The 24,066-nt window shown below is 59.5% G+C and carries 18 protein-coding genes and 1 tRNA gene; 8 read left to right on the top strand and 11 right to left on the bottom strand.

Going from position 1 to position 24,066, the window contains the following annotated elements:
- Positions 1-22: 22 nt before the first annotated feature.
- The 6 genes from OE747_RS00895 (at position 23) to OE747_RS00870 (ending at position 6,037) form a co-directional block, all read left to right on the top strand.
- Positions 23-1,057 carry a cysteine synthase A gene (locus OE747_RS00895; RefSeq protein ID WP_263826728.1) on the top strand — a complete coding sequence of 345 codons (1,035 nt, stop codon included), beginning with the start codon at positions 23-25 and terminating at the stop codon, positions 1,055-1,057.
- Between the two features lie 3 nt (positions 1,058-1,060).
- The gene (locus OE747_RS00890; RefSeq protein ID WP_263826727.1) at positions 1,061-3,481 is read left to right on the top strand and encodes a DUF3772 domain-containing protein; all 2,421 of its coding nucleotides are present in this window, start codon (positions 1,061-1,063) and stop codon (positions 3,479-3,481) included.
- Positions 3,471-4,193, top strand: a complete 723-nt coding sequence (locus OE747_RS00885; protein ID WP_263826726.1) for an alanyl-tRNA editing protein — start codon at positions 3,471-3,473, stop codon at positions 4,191-4,193. Before OE747_RS00890 ends, OE747_RS00885 begins: the two co-directional genes overlap by 11 nt.
- A 58-nt stretch (positions 4,194-4,251) precedes the next feature.
- Positions 4,252-4,341, top strand: a tRNA-Ser gene (locus OE747_RS00880).
- A gap of 123 nt (positions 4,342-4,464) precedes the next feature.
- Complete coding sequence (locus tag OE747_RS00875; protein WP_263826725.1) at positions 4,465-5,169, top strand: IS6 family transposase; 705 nt, start codon at positions 4,465-4,467, stop codon at positions 5,167-5,169.
- A 337-nt stretch (positions 5,170-5,506) separates the two neighbouring features.
- On the top strand, positions 5,507-6,037 hold the full coding sequence (locus tag OE747_RS00870; RefSeq protein ID WP_404818285.1) for a PQQ-dependent catabolism-associated CXXCW motif protein: 531 nt from the start codon (positions 5,507-5,509) through the stop codon (positions 6,035-6,037).
- Positions 6,038-6,043: 6 nt separating this feature from the next.
- Here OE747_RS00870 and OE747_RS00865 read toward each other — a convergent pair whose 3' ends face one another.
- The 5 genes from OE747_RS00865 to OE747_RS00845 form a co-directional block, all read right to left on the bottom strand.
- Positions 6,044-6,997: a quinoprotein relay system zinc metallohydrolase 1 gene (locus OE747_RS00865; RefSeq protein ID WP_263826723.1), complete on the bottom strand. Its 954-nt coding sequence runs from the start codon at positions 6,995-6,997 to the stop codon at positions 6,044-6,046.
- Entirely contained in the window at positions 6,997-7,779 is a 783-nt protein-coding gene (locus OE747_RS00860) for a quinoprotein dehydrogenase-associated SoxYZ-like carrier (RefSeq protein WP_263826722.1), read from the bottom strand. Before OE747_RS00860 ends, OE747_RS00865 begins: the two co-directional genes overlap by 1 nt.
- Positions 7,780-7,854: 75 nt before the next feature.
- Entirely contained in the window at positions 7,855-11,067 is a 3,213-nt protein-coding gene (locus tag OE747_RS00855) for an efflux RND transporter permease subunit (RefSeq protein WP_263826721.1), read from the bottom strand.
- A complete protein-coding gene (locus OE747_RS00850; RefSeq protein ID WP_263826720.1) occupies positions 11,060-12,043 on the bottom strand; it encodes an efflux RND transporter periplasmic adaptor subunit in 984 nt (327 codons plus the stop codon). The genes OE747_RS00855 and OE747_RS00850 overlap by 8 nt, the downstream gene beginning before the upstream one ends.
- Positions 12,044-12,195: 152 nt before the next feature.
- A complete protein-coding gene (locus OE747_RS00845; RefSeq protein ID WP_263826719.1) occupies positions 12,196-13,938 on the bottom strand; it encodes a GMC oxidoreductase in 1,743 nt (580 codons plus the stop codon).
- Positions 13,939-14,045: 107 nt separating this feature from the next.
- Here OE747_RS00845 and OE747_RS00840 point away from each other — a divergent pair, with 107 nt between their 5' ends.
- On the top strand, positions 14,046-15,176 hold the full coding sequence (locus OE747_RS00840; protein ID WP_263826718.1) for a DegT/DnrJ/EryC1/StrS family aminotransferase: 1,131 nt from the start codon (positions 14,046-14,048) through the stop codon (positions 15,174-15,176).
- Between the two features lie 7 nt (positions 15,177-15,183).
- On the opposite strand, the gene OE747_RS00835 is transcribed toward OE747_RS00840, so the two are convergent.
- The 6 genes from OE747_RS00835 to OE747_RS00810 all read right to left on the bottom strand — a co-directional run bounded on the left by OE747_RS00835 (position 15,184) and on the right by OE747_RS00810 (position 22,662).
- Complete coding sequence (locus OE747_RS00835) at positions 15,184-15,969, bottom strand: sulfotransferase family protein (RefSeq protein ID WP_263826717.1); 786 nt, start codon at positions 15,967-15,969, stop codon at positions 15,184-15,186.
- A gap of 69 nt (positions 15,970-16,038) precedes the next feature.
- Positions 16,039-17,310 carry a lipopolysaccharide biosynthesis protein gene (locus OE747_RS00830; RefSeq protein WP_263826716.1) on the bottom strand — a complete coding sequence of 424 codons (1,272 nt, stop codon included), beginning with the start codon at positions 17,308-17,310 and terminating at the stop codon, positions 16,039-16,041.
- Between the two features lie 13 nt (positions 17,311-17,323).
- Positions 17,324-18,223, bottom strand: coding sequence for a glycosyltransferase family 2 protein (locus tag OE747_RS00825; RefSeq protein WP_263826715.1), 900 nt, complete (start codon positions 18,221-18,223; stop codon positions 17,324-17,326).
- Between the two features lie 160 nt (positions 18,224-18,383).
- Positions 18,384-19,733, bottom strand: coding sequence for an O-antigen ligase family protein (locus tag OE747_RS00820; protein WP_263826714.1), 1,350 nt, complete (start codon positions 19,731-19,733; stop codon positions 18,384-18,386).
- Positions 19,730-22,009 (bottom strand): GumC family protein, encoded by a 2,280-nt coding sequence (locus OE747_RS00815; protein WP_263826713.1) that lies wholly within the window; start codon positions 22,007-22,009, stop codon positions 19,730-19,732. Before OE747_RS00815 ends, OE747_RS00820 begins: the two co-directional genes overlap by 4 nt.
- Positions 21,976-22,662, bottom strand: coding sequence for a sugar transferase (locus OE747_RS00810; protein ID WP_263826712.1), 687 nt, complete (start codon positions 22,660-22,662; stop codon positions 21,976-21,978). Before OE747_RS00810 ends, OE747_RS00815 begins: the two co-directional genes overlap by 34 nt.
- 178 nt (positions 22,663-22,840) lie before the next feature.
- Here OE747_RS00810 and OE747_RS00805 point away from each other — a divergent pair, with 178 nt between their 5' ends.
- Entirely contained in the window at positions 22,841-24,064 is a 1,224-nt protein-coding gene (locus OE747_RS00805; RefSeq protein ID WP_263826711.1) for a glycosyltransferase family 4 protein, read from the top strand.
- Positions 24,065-24,066 lie beyond the last annotated feature (2 nt).

Here is a 24,066-nt window from a genome sequence, read left to right as displayed (position 1 = left end):
AAGATAACCTTGCGAGGACATTATGCGCATTGCACGCGACTTGGCTGACGCCGTAGGACACACACCGCTGATCCGGCTGCGCCGTGTCAGCGAAATGACCGGATGCGAGATCCTCGGCAAGGCAGAGTTCATGAACCCCGGCCAATCGGTCAAGGACCGGGCGGCGCTCTATATCATCAAGGACGCGATTGCCCGCGGCGATCTCAAGCCCGGTGGCACGATTGTCGAAGGCACGGCGGGAAACACCGGCATCGGCCTGGCGTTGGTCGGTGCTTCGATGGGTTTCAAGACGGTCATCGTGATCCCCGAGACCCAATCCGAGGAAAAAAAGGACATGTTGCGCCTCGCGGGCGCGGAGCTGGTTCAGGTTCCGGCGGCACCGTATCGCAACCCGAACAACTTCGTGCACTACTCGCGCCGGTTGGCAGAAGAGCTGAACAAGTCGCTGCCAAACGGAGCCGTTTGGGCGAACCAGTTCGACAATACCGCCAACAAGCAGGCCCATATCGAGACCACGGGCCCCGAGATTTGGGAGCAGACCGAGAGCAAGGTAGATGGGTTCATCTGTGCTGTTGGGTCGGGCGGGACGCTGGCCGGTGTCGCTGAGGCGCTCCAGCCCAAGGGCGTAAAAATCGGTCTGGCGGATCCGATGGGGGCGGCTCTCTACAGCTACTACACCACGGGAGAACTGGCCATGGAGGGCGGTTCGATCGCAGAAGGCATCGGTCAGGTCCGCATCACCAAGAACCTTGAAGGCTTTACACCCGATTTCGCCTGCCAGGTGCCCGATGGCGAGGCACTGCCCTATATCTTTGACCTGCTGCGCGATGAAGGGTTGGTTATGGGCGGCTCGACGGCGATCAACATCGCAGGTGCCGTGCGCATGGCGCGCGACCTGGGACCGGGTCATACGATCGTCACCATGCTCTGTGACTATGGCACCCGCTATCAGTCGAAGCTCTTCAATCCCGAGTTCCTGCGGGAAAAGGGCCTGCCGGTCCCCGATTGGATGACGCGCGGGCCCAGCTCCATTCCCGGCGTGTTCGAGGACGTCTGAGAAATGCAATATCCTCGCCTAATCCGCAGCCTGTTGGCGGTCATTCTGATTGCTTTTGCCAGCATGACGGTCGCCCAGCTGAGCGACGAGGGGCGGGCCTACTACGAACGCTGGCAGGCGACTGCGGAGCGAGCCGAAGAGGTCATCGAAGTGAATCGCGCTTCGGATGTCGCCTTCGAACAGTTGCGGGCGGAGTTGGCCGGGTACAGGGATATCTTCAACCGCGTTCGAGGCGAGAACTCGGACCGCATCAAGACGCTGCAAAGCCAGCTAGCGGCCCTAGGACCAGCACCCGAGGAAAGCAGTGCCGAGCCGGAAGACATTGCCAAGCTGCGTGCACATCTGGAAGACCAGCTCTCGCAACTGACAGTTCCGAGGATCGTGTCGGAAGAAGCCTTTAGCCGGGCAAACGGTCTGATCGCCGAAATCGACCGGATTCTGAGAAGCCGACAGAAAAAAGAGCTGCTCGCCAGAGGGCCATCGCCGCTGAACCCAAGCTATTGGCCAGACGCTTGGAGCGATATCAACCGCGCGCTTTCGGCGTTGGTCAACGAGTTGGCCTTCAGCATCCGCTCCGATGTCGTGCGCGAGCAGCTACGCCACAAAGGGCCCGCCATTCTGTTTCTGACGTTTGTCGGCGTTGTGTTTCTGATACGGGGGCGGCGCTGGTCCGAAAGGGCCGGGGACTATCTGCGCGCACTCGGCGGGATCGGTAGCGGCGTATGGACCTTCATCGTGTCCTTGTTGCGGATTCTGGTGCCTTGGATCGGTGTCATCTTGCTGGTCAGTGCTCTGTCGATGACAAGCATTGCGGGCGTTCGTGGAACTTTGCTTCTTGAACAGGTTCCTTATTGGGCTGCCGCGATCCTTTACTTCAACTGGATCGGCAGGCAGTTCTACCTGGCCAGCGCTGCAAACGGGTTTAGACGGGTTTCTCAGTCGCGTGTAAAAGAAATCCGGCTTTACATAGATTTGCTTGCCGTTTCGCTTGTCTTGTTCGAACTGGTCACTCTGTTTGCACGTGTCGAAAACGTGTCGGCCGAAACGCGTTCGGTTGTTGGATTCCCCATAGTCGCGCTTGCCTCGCTGCTGTTGTTGCGCTTGCGCCGAGCCCGTGAAACGTCGCAGGACTCTACGGTTACTACCACGGGAGAGCCTGTGCGTTCCGCCGGTTTCAGCCGTTTGGTCGAAGGTATCCGGAAAGGACTCTACCTGCTTGGCATAGCTTCCCCATTGCTGGCGATCATGGGGTACAACAATGCGGCAGAGGCGCTGATCTATCCGGCGATCAAGACACTCGCGCTTATTGCGGCATTAGTCATTCTGCAAAGGTTCATTAGCAACTTGTATGGATTGATTACCGGGCAAGGTGGCGATGCTGAAGACTCGTTGTTCTCAGTCATTGTCGGGTTCGTTCTGGCGATTCTGGCCCTGCCTTTCCTGGCGCTCTATTGGGGCGCGCGGGAGTCGGACCTGACGGAAATCTGGGCAAGGATTATCCAAGGATTCGACATTGGCGGCGTAACCATATCCCCGTCCAACTTCCTGACATTCGTGGTGATTTTCACTGTCGGATACACGATGACCAAACTCTTGCAGGGCGGGTTGCGCAACTCGCTCTTGCCCAAGACGCGCATTGATGCCGGTGGTCAGAATGCGATCGTGGCGGGAACCGGGTATATCGGGCTGTTTCTGGCGTCTCTGGTGGCGATAACGGGGGCTGGGTTTGACTTGTCTTCCCTTGCGATTGTCGCGGGCGCGCTCTCGGTTGGTATCGGTTTTGGTCTACAGACCATCGTGTCGAACTTTGTCTCGGGCATCATCCTGCTGATCGAGCGGCCGATCTCCAAGGGGGACTGGATCGACGTCAACGGGCAGATGGGCTATGTGCGGGACATTTCGGTTCGCTCGACCCGGATTGAAACCTTTGACCGCACCGATGTCATCATCCCGAACTCGGACCTGATCAGCGGTAGTGTCACCAACTATACGCGCGGTAACACCGTGGGCCGGGTGATCGTGCCGGTCGGCGTGGCCTATGGTACCGATACACGCAGGGTTGAGGCGATCCTGCGCGAGATTGCCGAGGCGCATCCCATGGTGCTCGCCAACCCGGCGCCCAATGTGGTGTTCCAGCGTTTTGGGGCGGATTCGCTCGATTTCGAGATCCGGGCCATCCTGCGTGATGTGAACTGGGCGTTATCGGTGAAATCCGACATGAACCACGAGATCAACCGGCGGTTCGCCGAAGAAGGGATCGAAATACCCTTTGCCCAACGTGACGTGTGGTTGCGCAATCCCGAGATGTTGACCGGGGCGGCGGCGACCGCGAGCGTGGCGGCGACCGAAGCGGAGGTTGATGCATCGTCCCCAGTGACGCTGACCGAAGCCGATATGGATGAAGGAACGGAAGATGAGCACTGAACCCCTCTTCATGCTTGATGCCTATTGCCGCCAGGCGCCGGCCCGGGTGTCTGCCCACACGGCCGAAGGCGGCGTGATCCTGGATCGGTCGTTGTTCTATGCCACTGGCGGCGGTCAACCCGGTGATAGTGGGCGGCTGAACTGGGACGGGGGTGAAATGATCGTGACGACCACGCTCAAGGTCGGCGAGGGCGCAATTGCCGTTATCCCCGGCGAAGGTGCGACGCTGCCGGAGGTCGGCACAGAGGTGATGCAGCATCTCGACTGGGACCGGCGCTATGCCCATATGCGGGTCCATACCGCGCTTCATTTGTTGTCGGTCGTGATCCCGCTTGAGGTTTCGGGGGGCGCTATTGCGACCGACAAGGGGCGGCTCGATTTCAACATGCCCGAAGCGCCCGAGGACAAGGCAGCCCTGGAACAGGCGTTGCAAGCGTTGATCGACCGCGATCTGCCGGTCACCGAAGACTGGATCACCGATGCCGAACTCGAGGCCAATCCGGCCCTAGTCAAAACCATGTCTGTTTCGCCACCGCGCGGCAGCGGCCGGGTGCGGCTGGTGCGGATCGGACAGGGTGCAGATCAAGTCGACCTGCAACCCTGTGGCGGCACCCATGTCGCCCGCACTGGCGAGATCGGGCGCGTCCGGCTGGGCAAGGTCGAGAAGAAAGGCCGTCAAAACCGCCGTGTCTATATGCATCTGGACGGGTAGAGATAAAGGGAAAAACCCCCTTGCAAATCTTAGCGTGATAGTCGAAACACCCCGTCACGGACAGTTGGCCGAGTGGTCGAAGGCGCACGCCTGGAAAGTGTGTAGGCGGGGAACCGTCTCGAGGGTTCGAATCCCTCACTGTCCGCCATATATCATTGATAATATTAGATAATTTCAGGGTGAATTGAGTTTACCCGCCAAAAAGCCCGCCAACGGTACTGTCAGAGCAAACCAGCTTGAGATGGGTAGGGCGGTTTTGTAGCTTTGCCGGATGACCAAACCTGATCCATTTCGTTATTTCAAAACGAGCCGGGAGATCATCCGCCTGGCGGTTATGATGTACGTTCGTTTCCCTCTGTCCCTTCGCAATGTGGAAGATTTGCTCCACGAACGTGGCATCGATGTCAGTCATGAAGCTGTGAGATTTTGGTGGCATCGGTTCGGTCCACTGTTCGCAGCCGAGATCCGAAAGCGCCGAATTGCAAGCATGAAATCCAGCCGATGGCGCTGGCATCTGGACGAGATGTTCGTGAAGATCAACGGCGAGAAACACTATCTTTGGCGGGCCGTGGACCACGAAGGTGAGGTTCTCGAAAGCTTTGTGACGAAGAGACGGGACAAGAAGGCCGCCTTGAAATTCTTAAAGAAAGCAATGCGTAAACATGGCTGCCCGGAAGAATTTGTCACGGATCTGCTGCGCTCCTACAGCGCGGCGTTGAAAGACATCGGCTTGGCCAACAGACAGGAAACCGGCCGTTGGTTGAACAACCGGGCGGAGAACTCGCATTTGCCATTTCGACGACGGGAGAGGGCGATGCTTCGCTTCCGGCGCATGCGAAGTTTGCAGAAATTCGCCTCCGTCCACGCCTCAGTTTACAACCTCTTCAACTCGGAAAGAAGCCTTTACTCACGACCCAATTTCAAACTCAAACGTGCCGCCGCGCTTGCTGAATGGCGCGGTCTCGGCACGGCATAACGGACAGTTCCACTGTCCTTGTGGAGACTGGTTCGAATTCGTCTGACACCACCGCAAGGTTTGACAAAGGGTTCGATCTGCGCCGGGATCAGAAATTTCGCTCTGGCCGCCGTCGAGAGGCAAATCGTGATCAGGCAGAAGAGCAATGCGCGCAGGGTCGAAAGCTAGCCAAAGCCGCGAACCGGCGACATTGGACAAAGGTCTAATCCGACACCTTGCAGCTTGACAGGTCGTCCCGCCGGGTCACCAAAATGGGCCGGAAACCCCGGAGGAAATGGTAATGCGCGTGATCGCTGCCGTGATTGGTCTTTTGCTCGTATGGCTGGCCGAAGTTGGCGTGGCGGAGAGCTACGGCGACATTCGCGAACGGCGGTCCGATCTGTTCCATCCCGAGACCGGATACAGGATCGCCCGCCACCGGGCACCTGTGCCGGATGATATTCCGATGCCTGTGCGCCGGGTTTCGGCTCTCCGGGCAAAGATGCTCCTGGACCGTGGGGCGCTGGCGCTGGATGTGTACGGGGCGTCCCAGTCCCGGTTTGACGAACTGGATGGCACCTGGCTGGTATCCGAGCCGCGCATGAGCCTGCCGGGGGCGGTCTGGCTGCCCGAGGTTGGGCGCGGCGTGCTTGAACCGGTGATCGAACACTACTTGCAACTGGAACTGGAGCGGGCGACCGGCGGCAAGAAGGCCCATGCAGTTGTTGTTTTCTGTGTGGCCGATTGCTGGATGAGCTGGAACGCGGCTCAGAGGATCGCGGCCCTGGGGTACTCGCGGGTTCATTGGTACCCGCACGGCACCGATGGTTGGGCGGACCTCGGTTGGCGTTTGGACCCGGTTGAGCCGGTTCCTGTCGGGGTCCAATGACGCCGCTCAGTTCGCGCGCGGCAGGATCATCCGTTCGATCTCGGGATACAGATGGCTGATCGAACGGTGAAACTCTTGCGGCTGCGCCCCCATGGAGGCGAACTGGTCGGGTAGGGGTGATTCCATGATCTCGATCATGTCGAGGCCCATGCCAGCAGCCGCGACCAGCCTGTCATTCAGCCAGGTCAGATACGCGCTGGTCTGCCGGATCGCGATGCCCGCGCGGTCGAGCGGGCCATGGCCGGGAAGGACTGCCGGTGCCTGTACCGCCGCAAGCGTTGTCAGCGCATCCTGCCAGCGTTCCAGATCGGCATGTGGCGTTGTGGGCGCGCGGTCGAGAAACACCAGATCGCCCGTGATCAGCAGGCCGGTTTCGGCGTCGATCAAGGCAAGATCGCTGGCGGTATGGCCGCCAAGGGGCAGGGCGGTCAGGCGACGGCCGTCCACGACGATGTCACCGGTTCCGATCTCGACGCTCGGGGGCACCGGTTCGGTGCCGCGCATCCAATCGCCCAGCAGCCGATACATGTTGTCCGAAAATCCGTCTTGCTCGGTGCGGGCGGCGGCAATGGTGTCGGCAAGCGCCAGGATCGGCTTGTCGGCAAAGACCTGATTGCCAAAGTAATGGTCCGGGTGGTGATGGGTGTTGATCACTGTCGAGACGCCGCGCAGGTCCAGTTTGCGCAGTGCCAGATTCAGTGCTTCGCCGTATCGGCGGGATGAACCGCTGTCGATCAGGATCAGCCCGCTCTTGCCTTGCAGGATAGCGCAATTGACGATGGCGCCGCCATTGTCGCGGGAAAAATACTCGGTCGCGCCCTCGATCATCCAGACCCCGGAGAGAATGGGAACTGGGCGCAGGTCATAGCTGTGTCGCGCCTCCGCCCAGAGCGGCGAGGTCTGGGCGACATGCGCCACACCGCCCGCCAACAGTCCAAGCGCCGCCCGGCGGGTGGTCATCAGTTCACTTCCTCATCGGTCAGGATGCCTTCGATCTCGTTGCCATTGTTGTCGCGGCCGCGCACATGCAGCAGGGACGGCATGGTTTCGGGATCGAAATAGAGGGTAAAGGCAGGATCCTCGTTCACCGGTTCACTCAATGCGATGCGGGCAACTTCATGGCCATCGTCGGTGCTGAAGGTGAGATCGCGGATGATGAAGACCGGAATGCCATCGGCCAGCCCGGTGTCCATCGGGTGATCGACAATCACCCTGGCGCGCCCCGAGGAGCGCCACAGCCTGCCATGCATCTCGCCCAGCTTCTCCTCCCAATCGTCGGAGGCATAGGCCAGCGCCGGTGCGGTGCAGCCGCCGCCTGCCGCATCGATCAGCGTGCCGCCGACGTGCCAGCCGTCCGTCCGGGTGCGGACCGAGGCCCGGATCGCGGTCGCCTGATCGATCTTGAACCGCAACGCAAGTTTTGGTTCGGCATCGCCAGGGAAAAAGCTGAGGATCTTGGGGATGGGGCCATAGTCTACCGAAATCACGATCTCTTCCACATCGCTCAGCGCGGTAGCATCGACCAGCAGCGGCACGTTGAACGCGTCCTCGGCCGTGTCTGGTGCAATGACCCGAACACGGTCATCGAACCGGATCTTCGCCGGGTCGCCCAAGAGTGCCTCCTGGTGATAGTCCCACATTCCCGATGAAAAGGGATCCTCCAGTTGCACCTGTGGCGCACCAGAGACCGATCCGGCCACCAGGCTAATGGCGACGGCAAGTGCACTGCTGCGTGTGAACATCGGCTCCTCCTCCGTCTCGCATTGGGCCATGCGCGACGGAGGAGGGCAATTGCACTTTGGTCTATGCCCGCGTGCTCAGGTCTTGAACACGCGATAGATCGCCGGGATCACCAGCACCGTCAGCAAGGTCGAGCTGAGCAGGCCAAAGAGCAGCGACAGCGCCAGACCCTGAAAGATCGGATCGGTCAGAATAACCGCGGCGCCGATCATCGCCGCAACGGCTGTCAGCAGGATTGGTTTGAATCGGATCGCGCCTGCCTCGATCAAGGTCTCGATCTTGTCGAGCGCGGGGTCGGCATGGCGGATGAAATCCACCAACAGGATCGAGTTTCGCACGATGATGCCTGCAAGCGCGATGAACCCGATCATCGACGGCGCCGAGAAGGGTGCACTAAACAGCCAGTGCCCGGCAATGATACCGAGGAATGTCAATGGCACCGGGGTCAGCACGACCAGCGGCAAGCGGAACGACCCGAACTGCGCCACCACCAGGATGTAAATGCCCAAGAGCGCCACGGCAAAGGCCGCACCCATGTCGCGGAAGGTGATCCAGGTCACCTCCCATTCGCCATCCCAGAGAAGCGTGATCTTGCTTTCATCCTCGGGCTGTCCGTTCAGGCGGATCTCGGGTTTCTCGCCTTCGGGCCACTCCATCTGCTCCAAGGCGTCGGCCACCGCCAGCATGCCGTAAAGCGGTGCTTCGAATTCGCCCGCAAGCTCGGCCATCACCATTTCGGCAGCACGACCGTTGTGACGGAAGACCGGGAAAGAGGCATGTTCCTCGCGCATTTCGATCACGTTGCCCAGTTCGACAACACCGCGCGCACCCGGAAGCACATTGGCGGGCACCGGGGTGGAGAGGAAGCGCTCGTCGACCACGCGGTTGGCCTGGTCCCGTTCAACCCGGATCGGGATCGGATAGCGGCCTTCGCCCCGGTGCGAGTAACCGACTGTTTGACCGGCATTCAGGATCGCCAGCGTGGTGAACACATCCTGTTCCTCGACGCCGAAGAAATCGAGCTGGTCGGTCGAGACGGTCGCACGCAAGCGGCGCGGCTGGGTGCCGAAACTGTCGTCGACATCGACGATATAGGGCACGGATTCGAACGCTTCACGGATGCGGGTTGCCGCGGCGCGGCGGCTTTCGCCATCGGGGCCATAGACCTCGGCCAAGAGCGTGGCGATGACCGGCGGGCCCGGTGGCGGTTCGACCGTCTTCAGACTGGTGCCCGCAGGCACGTCAATCTCTGCGATCCGTTGCCGGATCTCCAGGGCGATGTCGTGGCTGGTGCGGTCGCGCTCTCCCTTTGGGGTCAGGTTGATCTGAACGTCGCCCATCTCTGGCCGCGCGCGCAGGTAGTAGTGACGCACAAGGCCGTTGAAATTGAACGGTGCCGCATCGCCCGCATGGGTCTGGGCCGAGATCACTTCGGGCAGCTCCAGAACTGCGGTCGCCACAGCCTGCGCCACGGCATCCGTGGCCTCGACCGAGGATCCCTCGGGCAGGTCGATGACCACTGAAAGCTCGGATTTGTTATCGAACGGTAGCAGCTTGACCGTCACGTCGCGGGTGTAGAGCGCGCCGAGAGAGCCAAAGGAAAGCACCGCCGCCAGTAGCAGGAACAGCCCGCTGCCGCCCTTGGTCCGCAAAAGCGGACGCGCCACAGCGCGATATAGCCGCCCCAGCGCCCCGCCGTGTTCGGCATCGTGCCCGCCGCCATGGCCATGGGCCGGGGCGCGACCGGCGATCTTGGCCATCAGCCAGGGGGTGATGATCACGGCGACAAAGAAGGAAAAGATCATCGCGGCAGAGGCGTTGGCTGGGATCGGGCTCATATAGGGGCCCATCAGCCCCGAGACAAAAAGCATCGGCAATAGCGCTGCCACCACGGTGAGCGTGGCGACGATGGTGGGGTTACCCACCTCGGCCACGGCACGGATCGCCTTTTGCGACCGGCTGGCCTCGTCCGGCATTGCCCAGTGGCGGGCAATGTTCTCGATCACAACGATAGCGTCATCGACCAGAATGCCGATGGAGAAGATCAGCGCAAAAAGCGACACCCGGTTCAGCGTGTAGCCCATGATCCAAGCCGCAAAAAGCGTCAGCAGAATGGTGACCGGGATGACAACGGCGACGACGATGCTTTCCCGCCAGCCAATGGAAAACAGGACCAGAACCACGATGGACACCGTGGCAAGGCCGAGGTGAAACAGCAACTCATTGGCCTTTTCATTTGCGGTCTCGCCATAGTCGCGGGTGACCGTAACCTTGACGCTATCGGGGATCAGGCTGTCTTCGAGCGCATGGACCTTGTGCAGGATTTCCTCGGCTACGATCACGGCGTTCGCGCCCGCCCGCTTGGCGATGGCCAGAGTGACGGCAGGGGTCCGTTCGATGGTGCCATCCGGTCCACGGGTCACATTGGCGACGATCCGGTCCGAGGTATCGGGTACAAAACTGACATCCGCCACATCGCGCACATAGACGGGCCGGTTGTCGCGGGTGGTCAGCAAAAGATTGGCGATTTCAGCGGGCGCTTGCAGGGTTTCCCCTGCAACCAGCGCGATTTGTTCGCCCCTGTCGCGGACATAACCGGTCGCCAGCGCGCGGTTCGCGCCCTGCACCTTTCCGGCCAGTTGTTGCAGGGTCACGCCATAGAGCGCCAGCCGTTCGGGATCGGGGGCGATGCGGATCGCCTCGGGGGCTTCGCCCACCAGATAGGTCAATCCGACATCGGCGATCTTGGCCACCTGCACCTGCAATTCACGTGCAATCCGCGTCAGGTCATTGGCGGCAATCCCGCTTGCGGGGTCCTTTGGGCTGAGCGTCAGCGAGACAATTGCCACATCGTCGATACCGCGTCCGACGATCAGTGGTTCGGGTATGCCGACCGGGATGCGGTCGATATTGGCGCGAACCTTGTCATGTACCCGCAGGATGGCGTTGTCTGCTGGCGTGCCAACCAGGAAACGGGCCGTGACCATCGCATAGTCGTCGCTGGTCTGGGAGTAGACATGTTCTACCCCGTTGATGCCTTTGACGATGGTTTCCATCGGCTCGGTCACCAGCTTGACCGCGTCCTCGGCCCTCAGCCCGGGGGCCTGGATGTGGATATCGACCAGCGGTACCGAGATCTGCGGTTCTTCCTCGCGTGGCAGGCTGATCAGGGCGACCAAGCCCATGGCAAGGGCGGCCAGAATCATCAGTGGCGTCAGAGCCGAGCCGATAAAGGCCCGGGTCAGCCCGCCGGCAATGCCGAGGCCGCCTGGCGTCTTGGGATCATTCATGACCGGTCACCAGCGTTTCGCCGACACGAAGGCCGGACAGGACCTCGAACATTCTGGTTCCAGCGACATCGAACGGTTCGCCGACCATCACGACCCTTTCGGATGCCTCGCCGTTGGCAGAGGTCACACGGACGAAATCGAGCCCCATCCGGGTTTCAACTGCATCCACCGGGATCGCGATGGTTTCGGATTGGCCGACCGGCAGCCGCACCAAGACCCGGCGCCCGATGAAATCTGCCGAGAGGTTTGCCACCTCAACATCGGCAATCACCCGTCCGTTTTCGATTTGCGGGTAAAGCTTGGCCAGGGTCCCGGTTTCAGTGCCCTCAGTACCGCCGATCTGGATTGTGTCTCCTTCGTTGAGGAAATCCGCATGCCTTTCAGGAACCGCCAGGCGCAGAAAGAAGCCGCCGCCACCGATGGCCGCGATCATCTCGCCAGGGAGCACAACCGAACCTGCGGTTACCGGCACCGAGATCACGGTGCCGGAGATGGGGGCGAGGATCCGGCCTTCGTCCGTGCGTTGCAGCAACACGTCCTTTTGCGCCGCAGTCGCACCGATCCGGCCCTGGATCACTTCGACCTTGGTGCGCAGGCCGTCAACATTCTGCTCGGTCGTTACACCGCGTTCCAGCAGGTTCAGACCGCGCGCAAGCTCTGCCTGGGCATTGGTCAGTTCCGAGTTCAGGGACATCAACTGCGCATCAATGGCGCGCAGTTCCAGCACCAGTTTTTCGTCAACCGTGGTGCCGATGTGCTGACCTTGAGTGACTTGCGATCCCTCGACAACCGAAATCTCTTCGAGTGTCCCGCCCAAGCGCGAGCGTGCAGGGATGTTGTTGCGCGCCTCCACCTTGGCGAACACCGCCTTCCATTCTGTTTTTGTCACGTGCTCCACAGTCGCCTCGGCGGCGGCTGTGAATTCGGCATTTAACGCGAGAAGACAGGTCGCGGCGGCGAAGACAATCGGTTTCATGGGGCACCTTTCGGGTCGCATTCCAACAGGACCGCGTCTCATGCGCAGCCCGGCATCTTATATATTCAATATTTTGATTGTGTTTGCAATGGCCATTCCGCAGATTGGTCGATGGCGCGCCAATCTGCCGCTTGTTGGCATGGCCCGACCGCTTAGTCCTGTCTCTTTTTCAGGTGTTCCGCCAGGCGCAGCGACAAGGCCAGCATGGTAAGAGTGGGATTGGCATGACCCGAGGTTGGAAAGACCGAGCCTCCGGCGATGAAAAGCCCAGAGACGTCATGCACCTCGCAATTTCTGTCGACAACACCGGTCGCAGGGTCGTCGGACATCCTGGTCGTTCCCAGAGAGTGACCCAGGTCCATGACCGTGGCGTCACCCGGCAAGCCCTGACTGATCCAGGGGGCGGGGGCCAGGGGCGGCAAGCCGGCTGAGTCAAAGCTGTCACAGAGGTGTCTGCCGATCCGCAACAGGTTGCTGCGGGCTTCGGCGCCCGGTGTCCAGATCGCGCGGGGAACCGGAAGCCCGAAGGGATCGCGCCGGTCCGACAGAATGATCCGGTTTTGAGGGCAGGGGGGCTGTTCGGTCGTTGCTTCGAACCGCAAACCCGCCAGTTTGACCGGCAGTCGCCCGTTGCTGAAATCGCGCGCCACCGTGTTGGGGAAAAACCGCAGTGCCGTGTCGGCAAGCATCTTCGCCACGGGTTCGGGAATGTATCCGCGATCCAGTGCGCGTGTCACCGACCCACGGGCCAAGAGCACCGGGTTTCTCAGCACCAGGCTTGCATCGGACAGGCGGGATTTGCTCTGCCGTCGAAGCAAACGCCGGAGGGCGGCAAACGGGTCGTCCGGCATGCGCTCCTCGGTGACAAAAACGGCGCCGTTCAGGGTGTGTTCAGCTTTTTGAAACCCCTCGGTCAGGGCGACACCGTACATGTGAACATGTATGCGCCCTCCCTCGCGATGCCCAAAAAGACCGAACCTTGCCGCCAGTTCCTTTGCCTGCCCCGGCGCGGCATGGGCAACCGTTGCCGTCGGATGATCCATCAGATAGCGCCCGACCTGATCGCGGGCGTTGCCAACGCCGTTGGCATGCCGGTCGCGCGACATCAACAGCAGGCGGGCGTTCTCGATAGCGCCGGCTGCAAGAACGCAAATGGGGGCGTGCAGGGTGGCCTTTCGCCCCAACAAGCTCTGTGTCTCGACGCCGGTTATCGCCCGGCCATTTTCCGTACACAGCAGGTTTGTCACTGTCGCATTCAGGAGCACCTTGACATCCGGTGGCGGGTTGGCGCGAAAATCGGAACCGAACCGCATCATGTCGGTCTGCCGATATCGAGAGCGCGCGAACTGCCAGAAAATGGTGCGAAACACCTCTCCTTCTATGCGAGGAGAAGGGATACGCCGTCCAAGCATCTCCCAGACACGTTCATCAAAGACCGGTTGTCCTAGGTTCAAGAGTTTGGCCGCCGCTTCGACATAAGGTTGCAATTCCACAGCCGCAAATGGCCAGCCGGAATAGGGAATCCAATCCCGTTTCTGGTAGTCCAGCGAATCCAACGGCACTGACTTTCCGGCCCAGGCCTGTGTCGAACCGCCCAAGCCCCTACATCGGACGCCATACCCCTGGTTTTCGCCCGCCCAAAGACCTGTCAGGTTCGCATGATACCGTTCCCGCATCGACAACTCGGCGCTGGACCAGCCATCCATCTCCACCCTGTTCAAGGCTTCATGATCAGCGTCCTCGGCCCATCCGCCACTTTCCAGCAGGATGATCCGCTTGCCCTGTCCCGACAAGGTACGGGCGAGGGTCAACCCACACGCACCACCGCCGACGATCAGAAGGTCGGCACTCAACCGGCTGCCGTTTTCGAGTTCATTGAGACTTTGAAAGGGCATGGAAAATTTGCTTAGATGCTTCATGATGCGACAACGAGTGTCACATTAACCAAACCGTGCGGCAACCGGTTGTTGACCGGATTCCCGGTTTACAGGATGGGGGCCGAATGTCTCGTCTAGGGGTGCGTGAATGGCTTGCGGTCGGTCGGGTTTTTGCCAACGGGACCTTGCTGCGGACCGATGACGGGCTGCATACCTGTCTGAATTTCGAGAAGGAACTTGCGGTCTACACCGGCGCCGGCCAGGCGCTGGCCGTGAGCAGCGGAACGGCGGCATTGATTTGCGCCTTGCAGGCTTGTGGCATCGGTCCTGGTGACGAGGTGCTGGTGCCTGCGTACACGTGGATGGCAAGCGCCGGGGCTGTCTTGCTGGTGGGCGCGGTTCCGGTGTTGGTCGAAGTGGACGACACGTTGTGCATGGATCCCGACGATCTTGTCGCCAAAATTACGCCGCGCTGCCGCGCTGTCATTCCTGTCCATATGCTCAACCGCCCCTGCGACATGGAACGCATTATGCCGGTCGCCCAGCAGTACGGTTTGCAGGTGATCGAGGATGCATGTCAGGCGGTGGGTGTCCGGTACAAGGGCCGTTTTTGTGGCACTATCGGGGATATCGGAACCTTCAGCTTCAACCAGCACAAGAACATGACGTGCGGCGAAGGCGGGGCGGTCTTGTCTAACACCAGCGGCCTGATGGCCCGGGCGCGCAACGCGCATGACATGGGTATCGGCTTTCGGACTGCGGGCGTGCCGGACCGCGATGCCATTTTTCTTGGCAGTAACTATCGTATCAGTGAAATCCAGGGAGCGATCCTGCGGGTGCAGCTAAAGAAACTTCCCCGTCGACTGAGCAAGACGCGATCCCGGGTGGCCATATTGACGAAAGCGCTGAAAAAGGCGGGATATCCGGTCGCGCCCCACAACGACCCCGACGAGGTTGCCGGGTTGGTACTGACCTTTGACACCGAGGCAGAGGCTGTCAAGTTCGCCGCGCGCCGGGGCGCAAGACGGATCTTCGACAACTCGAAACATGTTTACACCGAGTGGGGGCCAATCCTGAACAGGCGAATGGCGCATCCGGGGTTTTCGCCCTGGGAGTGGATTGGCGGCTCGAACGGCCCGGCGCCTGACAGCTGTCCGAAATCTCTGGATCTGCTAAGGCGCAGTTGTGCGGTAAACGCCATGACAGACGCCCCCCTGCCGCTTGTCAGGTATCTGGCGCGCAAGCTGGCTGCATAGGTCTTGTTCAATTGGGGCCGAACAGCGCGTTCCAGACCGCGATATCCGGCGCGCAAATCTCACAGATCTTTTCAAGCTGCTCGGGGCCAATATCCCTGGCTGTGACTTGCGCATCGCCTAGGGTCTTGTTTGCATGGCCGATTTTCACCCGAACGCCCAGGGCCGTGTGGATATCCCTTGCAAATCCTTCCAGATCGTCCAGACGCCCTATGACATCGAACTTTGCCAGATTGGAGGTCGCCATTTCGACAGCATCCGCGGTGCGAATATCCGCCGAGTTCGGCAGATCTGCGAACATCTCGACATACTCCGCCCCCATCCGCTGGGCGCGGTCGGAGTCCAGAAATTCGTTGAAATCCTCCTCGATGAACCCGTGGGAACCGGGGCGGCGGCTGCTCCAATTGTAGTGAGAGATGAACCGCGCGACCGGTTCGCGCAGAATGGTTATGAACTTGTAGGTCTGGTGAAACTCGCGATATGCGGCGCTGGAAAAGGGCGCATGCAGTGAAACGCACCGCACGTCGTCATAGAGCAGATACAGCATCATCTGCTTACGCAGGTCGTTCGCGTCGAGCAGCATTTGTTCGGTGTCGGTTCGACCTGAAAAAGCCTTGTAGGCTTGGAAGCTAGGTTCGGGTTTAACCGTGGCCTGACTGGTCAAGTACCGCATCCGGAGCGCGCGCCCGACCGAAGTACCTCCGCATTTGGGAACGTGATGAAAGACGAACCGCTGCTTCGCGAACCTGTCAAGAAATGAATTGTTCAGTCGCCGAACGCGATCAATCAGGTTCATATCAGAGCTTGCTCCTCATAGTACTTCGACTGCCCAAACACGGGATTACCGGGATTTTGCCCTATGTGCTCATGGATTGCTCATCGGTCGAAACACATGCGTCTTGACCGCGCGAACCAGCATGAGCAGAAACACGGTAAGGGCAGTGCACATTCCAATGGCAACCCCCACAAGGCCACCAAGAATCCCGCCAAGAGTACAGGCTGACAGCATTACCGCCATGGATACCATCCGCATTTGCAGCACGATCGAAAACGCGCGCCCGGCCATCAGGCTCCCCTGGAGAACCAGAGTGGACGCGCGCAGTAATCCGGCAAGAACGCAAACCGCCAAGAGTGCCCCAAGATCCACGTAGTCAGGTCCGAACACGGTTTGGACCAGCCAGTCGCCAATCAGGACCGACACACCGACACAGACGAGCCCTATCAGGGTCAGACCGGCAAACAGGCGGATGAAGGTCTTTGTCAAAGCGTGGCGGCGCGATGCCGCGATATACTCGCGAAAACGGGCCACCAGTGACTGGACTGCGGCCATTGTCACCGTTGTGATCGCCTGCATGGCATAGGCAACGGCCGTGAACTGCCCCAGTGCCGCTGTTCCCAGAAGCCATGCGATCACATATCGGGGCATGTTTCCCTGCAAAGCGGACAGCAATCCATTTGCGGCCAGCGGGATTGATTCCCTGGCCAGCCTGTAAACCCTGTCCGAGCGATGTGAGCTGGTATCCTGATTTGCCCGGGAAAGTGTTGTTGCAACCCGCAGGTCGAGCAGCAAGGCGACTGTTGACCAGACAAGAAGCTGTGCCGAGAACGCCCAGACTACGGGCAGGCCCGAAACAAGAAGCGCGACAAACAGCGCGGTTCCGGCGGCGCTTCGCAAAACGATCGAACCTGCGACGAGGTTCATCCGGTCGTATCGCTGGAAAACCCCGTAGCAGAGTTCAGACAGGCACTCGGCGGATTTGGTCGCTGCCAGGATGAGCAAGATCAGAAGTTGACTACCGCTGAACGAGAGCACACCGATAGCCGAAACCAATGCCAGCCCGGCTGCCAGCGAGACCGATAGAAGAAACAGGAAATCGCGAAACGCGTAATCCGATTGCAGCGACGACGCGACGTTGACCCGCATGCCGAGACCAAAGAAGAAGAAGACTGGTATCACAATCGCCGAGGCAAGCCCGAACATGCCGACTTCCGAGACTGTCGCGAACCGGGTCAATCCAATCAGTGTCACGAACTGGCAGGCGACGTAGATCAGTTGCGCTGAAACTCCCCAGCCCATCAGGGAACGAATACGCATTCGGGGGCCGCTTTGGGGCTGCTGCACAGTCTTATCCGTCATCGGCGCATCCGGGTCATTTCTCATACCGGAAATCCAGGATACGGGTCGGCGAGGATCGTCCTTGGGCGAGGTCGGCGAGAGCGATGAAGTTTCCATGCAAACGGCCCCGACGGTCGACCCATGGCGCCGGCCGAAGCGAGCCGACGAGATTGGCCAGGATATTCCGGGTCATCAATCGCAAGGCATGTGGCCAGCCAACGGTTCCCTTGCGACACAGATAGATCGGGTTGGCGATTTGTGAGTAACCCAGCATCTTGCCTTTGGTGCGACCGATCTTTGTTCCCAGGTGGACGCCGACCAGCGTATCGGCGCGGATAACCCGACCGCGTCGCGCCACCCGCCGCGAGAAGTCAAGATCTTCAAGCCAGCCGTACAGGGGCAGGGTCTCATCGAACAGCTCTACCGGTTCGCCTGAAACCGGCAGGCGCAGCGCCATGTTGCAGCCGTAGGCCGATCTGACATCGCTGATCATGTTGCCGCCAATCTCGGTAGATGCGCTGCGAAGGATGCGCAGACCTTCGGAGAAATCCAACCCGGGGCCTCGGGCGCCATCTTCGACTACACGACCGGTGGCAAGAACGACATTGCTGTGTTCGGTGAAAAGTTGGCGCAATTCCGTCAGAAAACCATCGGCGATCAGATAATCATCGTCCAGAAACAAGACGATGTCCCGGTCTCTCTCGTGTTTCAGGATCGCGTTCCGCTGCGCGCAGGACCCCTTTTCCGAGCGTATGACCTCAAGTTGAAAGGGAACCTCCGGGAAGGACGTGGGGTCGACGTCTTTGGCGTCCGAGATCGAGAGCATGACGCGATCCGGTGCATCGGACAAGGATGCGAGATAGCGGATCAACTCAGCCACCACCTGAGGACGGTTCGCTGTTGCTACACCAACCGTGACCGTCGGCGATGGCATTGTTCTCCCCTCTTTCATTGCCGATCCAGTGTCTTTCCCAGTGTGGCGCTGCCTCTTTGCCGCCGATCGGGTGTGGAGGATCTCTGGTCCTTTTCACGTTGTCTACTTTGCTGAGACAGGCGCGCGGCGAATGCGCTGCCCGGTGTATTGGCAATCACTGTCATGTCACCACGAGGTTGATGCCGGACGGCCGTTTAGCATTTCGGGAAGAGGCGTTTTGGGCCAGTCGATTGGCCGCGACGAGTCCAAAAAACGCGCCCAGCGCGATCCACTCGCCAAATCCAGGGTGCCCTGCGTCTCCGGCCACCCACACCCTGAACAAGGGAAGCATGGGAAGAATGGCCACCCATTCGGCACGAAGCGGCAGAACCCAGAGTGCTGGCCGGAAAACGATAGCCGCCACAAATCTAAGCCATGACAAGACGATCAGCAGATAGGTGGAGACGACAAGAAGAAAGGGCGCAAGTCCGGCGTGCAGCCACGCGCCCAGGAATAGATTGTGGACGAGTTGTCCTTTGAGTTCGATCAGGCCGGACCCGAGCAGCGGATTTCGCTCGATCTGGGACAAGGCCCAACTGTATTGTGAGAGCCTGCCTTCGGTCGAATTGTCATTGAATGACAATCGCGCTTCCAATTCATCCATCGCGGCCGATCCGGCCGATAGCAACAGGATCAGCACTATTAACAGAGCCAGGATGGCGAAGGATTTGATGTAGAATTCGCCCGGATTACGAACGCCTTCGCGCAATAGCCTGATCCAGGCAGCGGTCGGAATGCCTAGGGCCGAGATCATGAGTACCGAGCGGGTGTTGAATACCACCAGGACACCGAGAAGGAACAGTGTCAACGCGATGCCGAGAATATCGGGCTTGGCGCTTGTATGCCCCGATCTGAACAAGATGAGGGCAGTAAACACGCATACTGCAACAATGTTTTTCTCAGAGGCCGGGACCTCGACTCCGGCAGGGGCCACCGTTTGGAAGATCTCCCGCAGGAAATGATAGAAAATGTAGTCCAGATCTCCGGTTGTCGCGAAGCGGATTATGGCGGTGATCCAGCTTAAACCGATTTGGCGTGCCAGGTATTCGGTTACCACAAAGAAAGAAACGATCGCCAATGCGCCGCCGCGCCGCAAGATGCGATTATCGGCCGTGGCAGCGACCAAACTCACCGCGAAGGTCAATCCGCAAATCACAAAAAAAACCTGTCGCAGCACGATCCCCTTGGATGGGGCGCCGGCGAGGTTGATCGACAGAAGGGCCAAGTAGATCATGTAGACAATTAGCCAGGGGAACACTGCTGGCAGCAACGCGTTGAGTCCGGTCGCAAAACGGCTCGGAGAGCCGCACAGCACGATCCCCAGAGCTATGGTGGCAACATAGGGAACCTTGAGTTGAAAGCCTGCGGCGGATGCCACCTGTATCCAGGTCAATGACAGCGTAGCCAACAGAACCGTGGTCGCCCAAAGCAACATCCGGGGCGTTGTTGCCCTGGGTGTTGCGGACGTCATGCCCTTCGCCCCCAATCCGCAATCGAGGTCACTTTCCCGGTACGTGGTTTCTTGGACGTGGCATGTGGCCGGTCATAAAGGCGATAGGTTTCACCGAGCCAAGGGTCATCGTCCAACTCGCTGAAGTTAATCACCGCGCCGACGATTTTCCGGCGGGAGAGACGAGTCAAAGCCCGTTCCGCCGCCGAGAACTCGGTCTGCCCCCAGCGTACGACAAACACTACCTTGTCGCTGTTCTGGGACAGGATAGCTGAGTCGGCGGCATTGGCCGCCGGTGGGCCGTCGATGATGATCATGTCGTAGTCGCGGCGAGCTCGGTCGAGCAACTCGCCCAGTCGGGGCGACTCCAAGGCATTGATCGGCATGTCCGTGAGGATTCCGGCAGGCAAGATGTCCAGAACCCCATCGGTGCCAGATGGTGCCGACTTCCACTCGCTGCCTTGCAAGATGTCGGCAAGACCAACTTCATCTTCCAGGCCGAACTGTGCCGAAAGACCGGCGCGCCGAAGGTCCCCGTCGATCAGGAGCACGCGTTGCCCTGTAACGCTGCCCGAGGTGGCCATGGCCGCGGCGATAGAGGTTTTTCCCTCTTGTGGGGTGGTCGACGCAAGGCAGATGACCGGGGCAAGGTTATCGCCCGAGCGATCATTGCGAAGCGAATAGCGCAGCGCCGCAATTCTCTCGGTATATGGGGCGAGCGGTTCCTGCTCGATGATATCGGGAATGCGCTGTGTTTTCGAAAGCTTGGGCAATTGCACCAACACCTTGAGGCCCAGAACGCTTTCGACCTGTGCCGAGGTCTTGAACGTGGTGTCAAGCGCCTCACGGGCCAGTCCCCACAGAATGCCAGCGATATTGCCCAGCATGAAGCTGAGGATCACAAAGACCTTCACCGGCGGGTATACAGGCTCCAGCGGGACAGTCGCCGAAGTCACCACCTGTGTGCCGCTGGTCGAGAAAGAGGTGATTTCCTCGGCAAGGCCCGCATTGTTCAGGTAGCGCTCATATCTGATCCGGTAGGCTTCGGCCACGCGCTCAAGCTGTTGCAGGTCGACATTGTTGCGGATTTCGATGCTGGATTGACCGCCGACCAGGCTAAGCGCGTCGGTCAGAAGCTTCACATGGTTCTCGGCCGTTTCGACCTCGTTGGCAAGAACGCCGATCATGCGGTTTACCTGATCGCCAATCTGCCTTTCGATGGCCGCCTTTTGTTCGCGTACTTGTTGCAGCCTTGTATTGTTGCTGCCTGATGTCGCGCTCAGATCGCGTTCGCGCAACTCGATTTCCAGAAGCTGTAGCCGCAGTTCCGTCAAGATTTCCGAGGTCTGAACCTCGGGAAGGTTCAGGATATCGCCACCCTGCTGCTGCAAGGCACGTGCCCGCTCCAAAGCGGCTTGCTTGAGCGCCAGATTGGCATTGGCCGCCACCAGTTCGGCATTCAACTCGGTCATTTGCTGGTTGCTCAGCGTGACGCCACCGGCCTCGCCGATCAGCCCGTGCTTGACCCGGAAATCGGTTACGGCTTGTTCGGCGCGGGACACCTCCTGCCTGAGTTCCTCGGCCCGGGCATCAATCCACTTGCTGATCTGTCTTGCGTCCTCGCGTCGTTGATCCAGACGCAGTTCGACATAGGTCGCCGCGACCGCTTCGGCCACCCGGCGCGACAGAGAGGGGGAGTTTGCACGGATATCAATGGTGATGACGTTGGTTTCGCCCTCGCGGCTGACAGTCAGGGCCTCGGACAGCTTGTTCTTGGCGTTGAGGGTTGGTCGGTCCGGTGCGCCCTCGGGCAATGCCTTTTCGTTTTCCTCCCTTGCCAGCAGCAGTGATTTCAGCGCCGCGATGCCTTGATCCAGAATTCCGGGGGGCTGCGACTGAAAGAATGGTTCCGAGGTCAAATCCGCGTCCCGCACGACCTTGATCAAGGTATCATCCGCTTCGATCAGCAGGATCTGACTATCGACGTAGCCGGTACCGGTCGTCGGAAAAGTGGGGTTCTCCGCTTCGATCGGATTGGTTGCGGGACGTTCTATCAAAAGTTGGGCGGAGCTCTTGTACAGGCGCTCCATCTGCTGAACCGCAAGGATCATAAGCGCAGCGCAAACAAACCCCAAAAAGAGAATGCGAACGGCATGTCGCCTCAAGAAGGCGAATGATTGCCGAAAGATATCGGCCAGTGATACCTCGCCGTTCATGGACCCATTCCTTTGCTTGCGGGTCGTGCTAGTTGCGTTGTCTTCATTTACCGACCACGACACTGAAACACCACCAAGCATGTCTTGAGCATCAAACCCAGATCTCCAAGAAAGCTTAGCCCGTAGAAATAAGCCGCGTCCATCTTCACGCGCTCTTCATATGAAACCCGTCCCCGCCCGTTTACTTGCCACAACCCGGTAACACCGGGACGCAGGGCGAGGTATTTGGGCAGGTGGGCACCGTAACGTCCAAGCTCTTCGTCGGTCACCGGCCTCGGCCCGACAAAGCTCATATCGCCGGAAATCACGTTCAGCAGTTGTGGGAGTTCGTCCAGGCTGGTACGGCGCAGAAACCGGCCAATCGAGGTGACCCTCGGGTCTTTGGAAAGCTTGTGATGCTCTTCCCATTCCTTTCGCGCCGCCGGATTATCGGCCAGGTACTCTTTGAGTGCCACGTCGGCATCAACACGCATTGTTCTGAATTTCAAACACTTGAACCGCTGGTGGCCCTTGCCGACACGTTCATGAGCGAACACCGGAGGTCCCCCATCCAACATCGTGATGATCATCAGCAACAGCATAATCGGCAACATCGCTACCAGTATCAGAATGCTCAAACTTACATCAAAACCGCGCTTTCCGACACTCCGATAGAACCCTGTTCGCTCTGGAAGTACGATGGCCTCCATGCACCGGCTGTCGGTCAGCGGCAGCTGAACCTTTCCCAACTTCATTCGGAGCCCCCCAGCCCAAAAAAACCCTACGAAACTCAAAAAAGATATCCACGAAACTTAGAGGTACCACATTCATATGGATTTTCGCATAATTTGAGACAGTCGGCTAAGTTCCAACCTGGAAACAGTCTGTTTCTGTTAAATGTTTGGCAACAGTTGCAACCTGAGAAGCCGAATCTTGCGTGATTTCGGAACAGTATCGTTGAGCAAGACAAATATGGTTAACCAAAGAAGCGAGAATCATCCGGGGGACGCGGTAGGAAAGGGGAGAACAGCGGGCGTTTCGGGCGGTGTTGAAAAGCCGGGCGACGCGACGACCAGGATCTTGAGTGTCTGCGAAACCGCTCAGGGCGGCGTCGGCCGTTACCAGGACCTGCTGGAGTCACTGGTGCCTTTCGGATTCTCGCTTTCGGTTCTGTTACCCGAATCCGACAAGGGAATTCTGCGCGACGCCACGCGCGCCATCACTTTTGCAAGAAACCGGCGCGGACCGGTGGCGATGTGGAACCTTGTGCGCGCCTTCTGGCGGCAAAAAAGACTGTTGCGCCCCGAACTCTACTTCTTCCACAGCACGTTCTCGCTATTGCCTCTGACGCTTCTGCGTTTGTCAGGAGATAGAACGCCCGCGGTGTATTGTGCTCATTGCTGGGCAGCGAATACGCTACAAACCGATGGTTGGAAGTCACGCATCATTCGGTTTGTAGAGGGCAACCTGTGCGGACTGGCGGATCTGGTTGTCAACGTTTCTGCCTCGGATGCTGACACTGCTCAGAGGTTTGCCTATCGCGGGCGTCACGTCATTGTCGAAAATGCGGTGGATCCTCCTGAACCAGAGGCTCGGGCGGATCGGTTCGAAACGCCTGGATCGAGCCGTGTGAATCTCTTGTTTGTCGGCAGGTTCGATCATCAAAAAGGGTTGGATCTGCTCCTGCCAGCATACGATCTTGCCCGATCCAGCAACAGCGACTTGCGCTTGCACATTGTCGGGGCTCCGGTGCGAGGCTCTGAACTACCGGTGTTTGGAGAAGGTGTAACCTATCACGGCTGGGTCGGGCCGGGTGAGATCGACAGTTACTATCGATCTGCCGATGCCCTCGTGGTCCCGTCCCGTTGGGAAGGATTGCCGCTGGTGGTTCCCGAGGCCTACCGGAACGGTACGCCGGTGATCGTCGCGCGGCGAAGCGGAATGCACGAACTGGTTGACGAAGGTAGAACTGGCTGGTCCTTCCCGCTGGAAATCGAGGCGCTGGCGGATCTGTTGTCGCGCGTTGGCCGAGAGGATCTGGCCAAGATGAGACCTCTGGCGGAAGAGACGTACAGGGAGCGCTTTTCTCGAGGGCGTTTTGCAGAAGAGATGGCAGAGAACCTGCGCGCGCTGTTGGGCGGAAAGCGGGCCGGATGAAA

The sequence above is a fragment of the Ruegeria aquimaris genome (assembly GCF_025751555.1).
In the GTDB taxonomy this organism is placed as follows: Bacteria; Pseudomonadota; Alphaproteobacteria; order Rhodobacterales; family Rhodobacteraceae; genus Ruegeria_B; species Ruegeria_B aquimaris.
The sequence above is the reverse complement of the archived record's forward strand: the minus strand, read 5'-3'. Positions and strand labels throughout refer to the sequence as shown.

Bases quoted from the DNA above. Each gene is read 5' to 3' on its own strand.
- OE747_RS00895 (WP_263826728.1), top strand. From the start codon at position 23: ATGCGCATTGCACGCGACTTGGCTGACGCCGTAGGACACACACCGCTG.
- OE747_RS00890 (WP_263826727.1), top strand. From the start codon at position 1,061: ATGCAATATCCTCGCCTAATCCGCAGCCTGTTGGCGGTCATTCTGATT.
- OE747_RS00885 (WP_263826726.1), top strand. From the start codon at position 3,471: ATGAGCACTGAACCCCTCTTCATGCTTGATGCCTATTGCCGCCAGGCG.
- OE747_RS00875 (WP_263826725.1), top strand. From the start codon at position 4,465: ATGACCAAACCTGATCCATTTCGTTATTTCAAAACGAGCCGGGAGATC.
- OE747_RS00865 (WP_263826723.1), bottom strand. From the start codon at position 6,997: ATGACCACCCGCCGGGCGGCGCTTGGACTGTTGGCGGGCGGTGTGGCG.
- OE747_RS00860 (WP_263826722.1), bottom strand. From the start codon at position 7,779: ATGTTCACACGCAGCAGTGCACTTGCCGTCGCCATTAGCCTGGTGGCC.
- OE747_RS00855 (WP_263826721.1), bottom strand. From the start codon at position 11,067: ATGAATGATCCCAAGACGCCAGGCGGCCTCGGCATTGCCGGCGGGCTG.
- OE747_RS00850 (WP_263826720.1), bottom strand. From the start codon at position 12,043: ATGAAACCGATTGTCTTCGCCGCCGCGACCTGTCTTCTCGCGTTAAAT.
- OE747_RS00845 (WP_263826719.1), bottom strand. From the start codon at position 13,938: ATGCCCTTTCAAAGTCTCAATGAACTCGAAAACGGCAGCCGGTTGAGT.
- OE747_RS00840 (WP_263826718.1), top strand. From the start codon at position 14,046: ATGTCTCGTCTAGGGGTGCGTGAATGGCTTGCGGTCGGTCGGGTTTTT.
- OE747_RS00835 (WP_263826717.1), bottom strand. From the start codon at position 15,969: ATGAACCTGATTGATCGCGTTCGGCGACTGAACAATTCATTTCTTGAC.
- OE747_RS00830 (WP_263826716.1), bottom strand. From the start codon at position 17,310: ATGACGGATAAGACTGTGCAGCAGCCCCAAAGCGGCCCCCGAATGCGT.
- OE747_RS00825 (WP_263826715.1), bottom strand. From the start codon at position 18,223: ATGCCATCGCCGACGGTCACGGTTGGTGTAGCAACAGCGAACCGTCCT.
- OE747_RS00820 (WP_263826714.1), bottom strand. From the start codon at position 19,733: ATGACGTCCGCAACACCCAGGGCAACAACGCCCCGGATGTTGCTTTGG.
- OE747_RS00815 (WP_263826713.1), bottom strand. From the start codon at position 22,009: ATGCTTGGTGGTGTTTCAGTGTCGTGGTCGGTAAATGAAGACAACGCA.
- OE747_RS00810 (WP_263826712.1), bottom strand. From the start codon at position 22,662: ATGAAGTTGGGAAAGGTTCAGCTGCCGCTGACCGACAGCCGGTGCATG.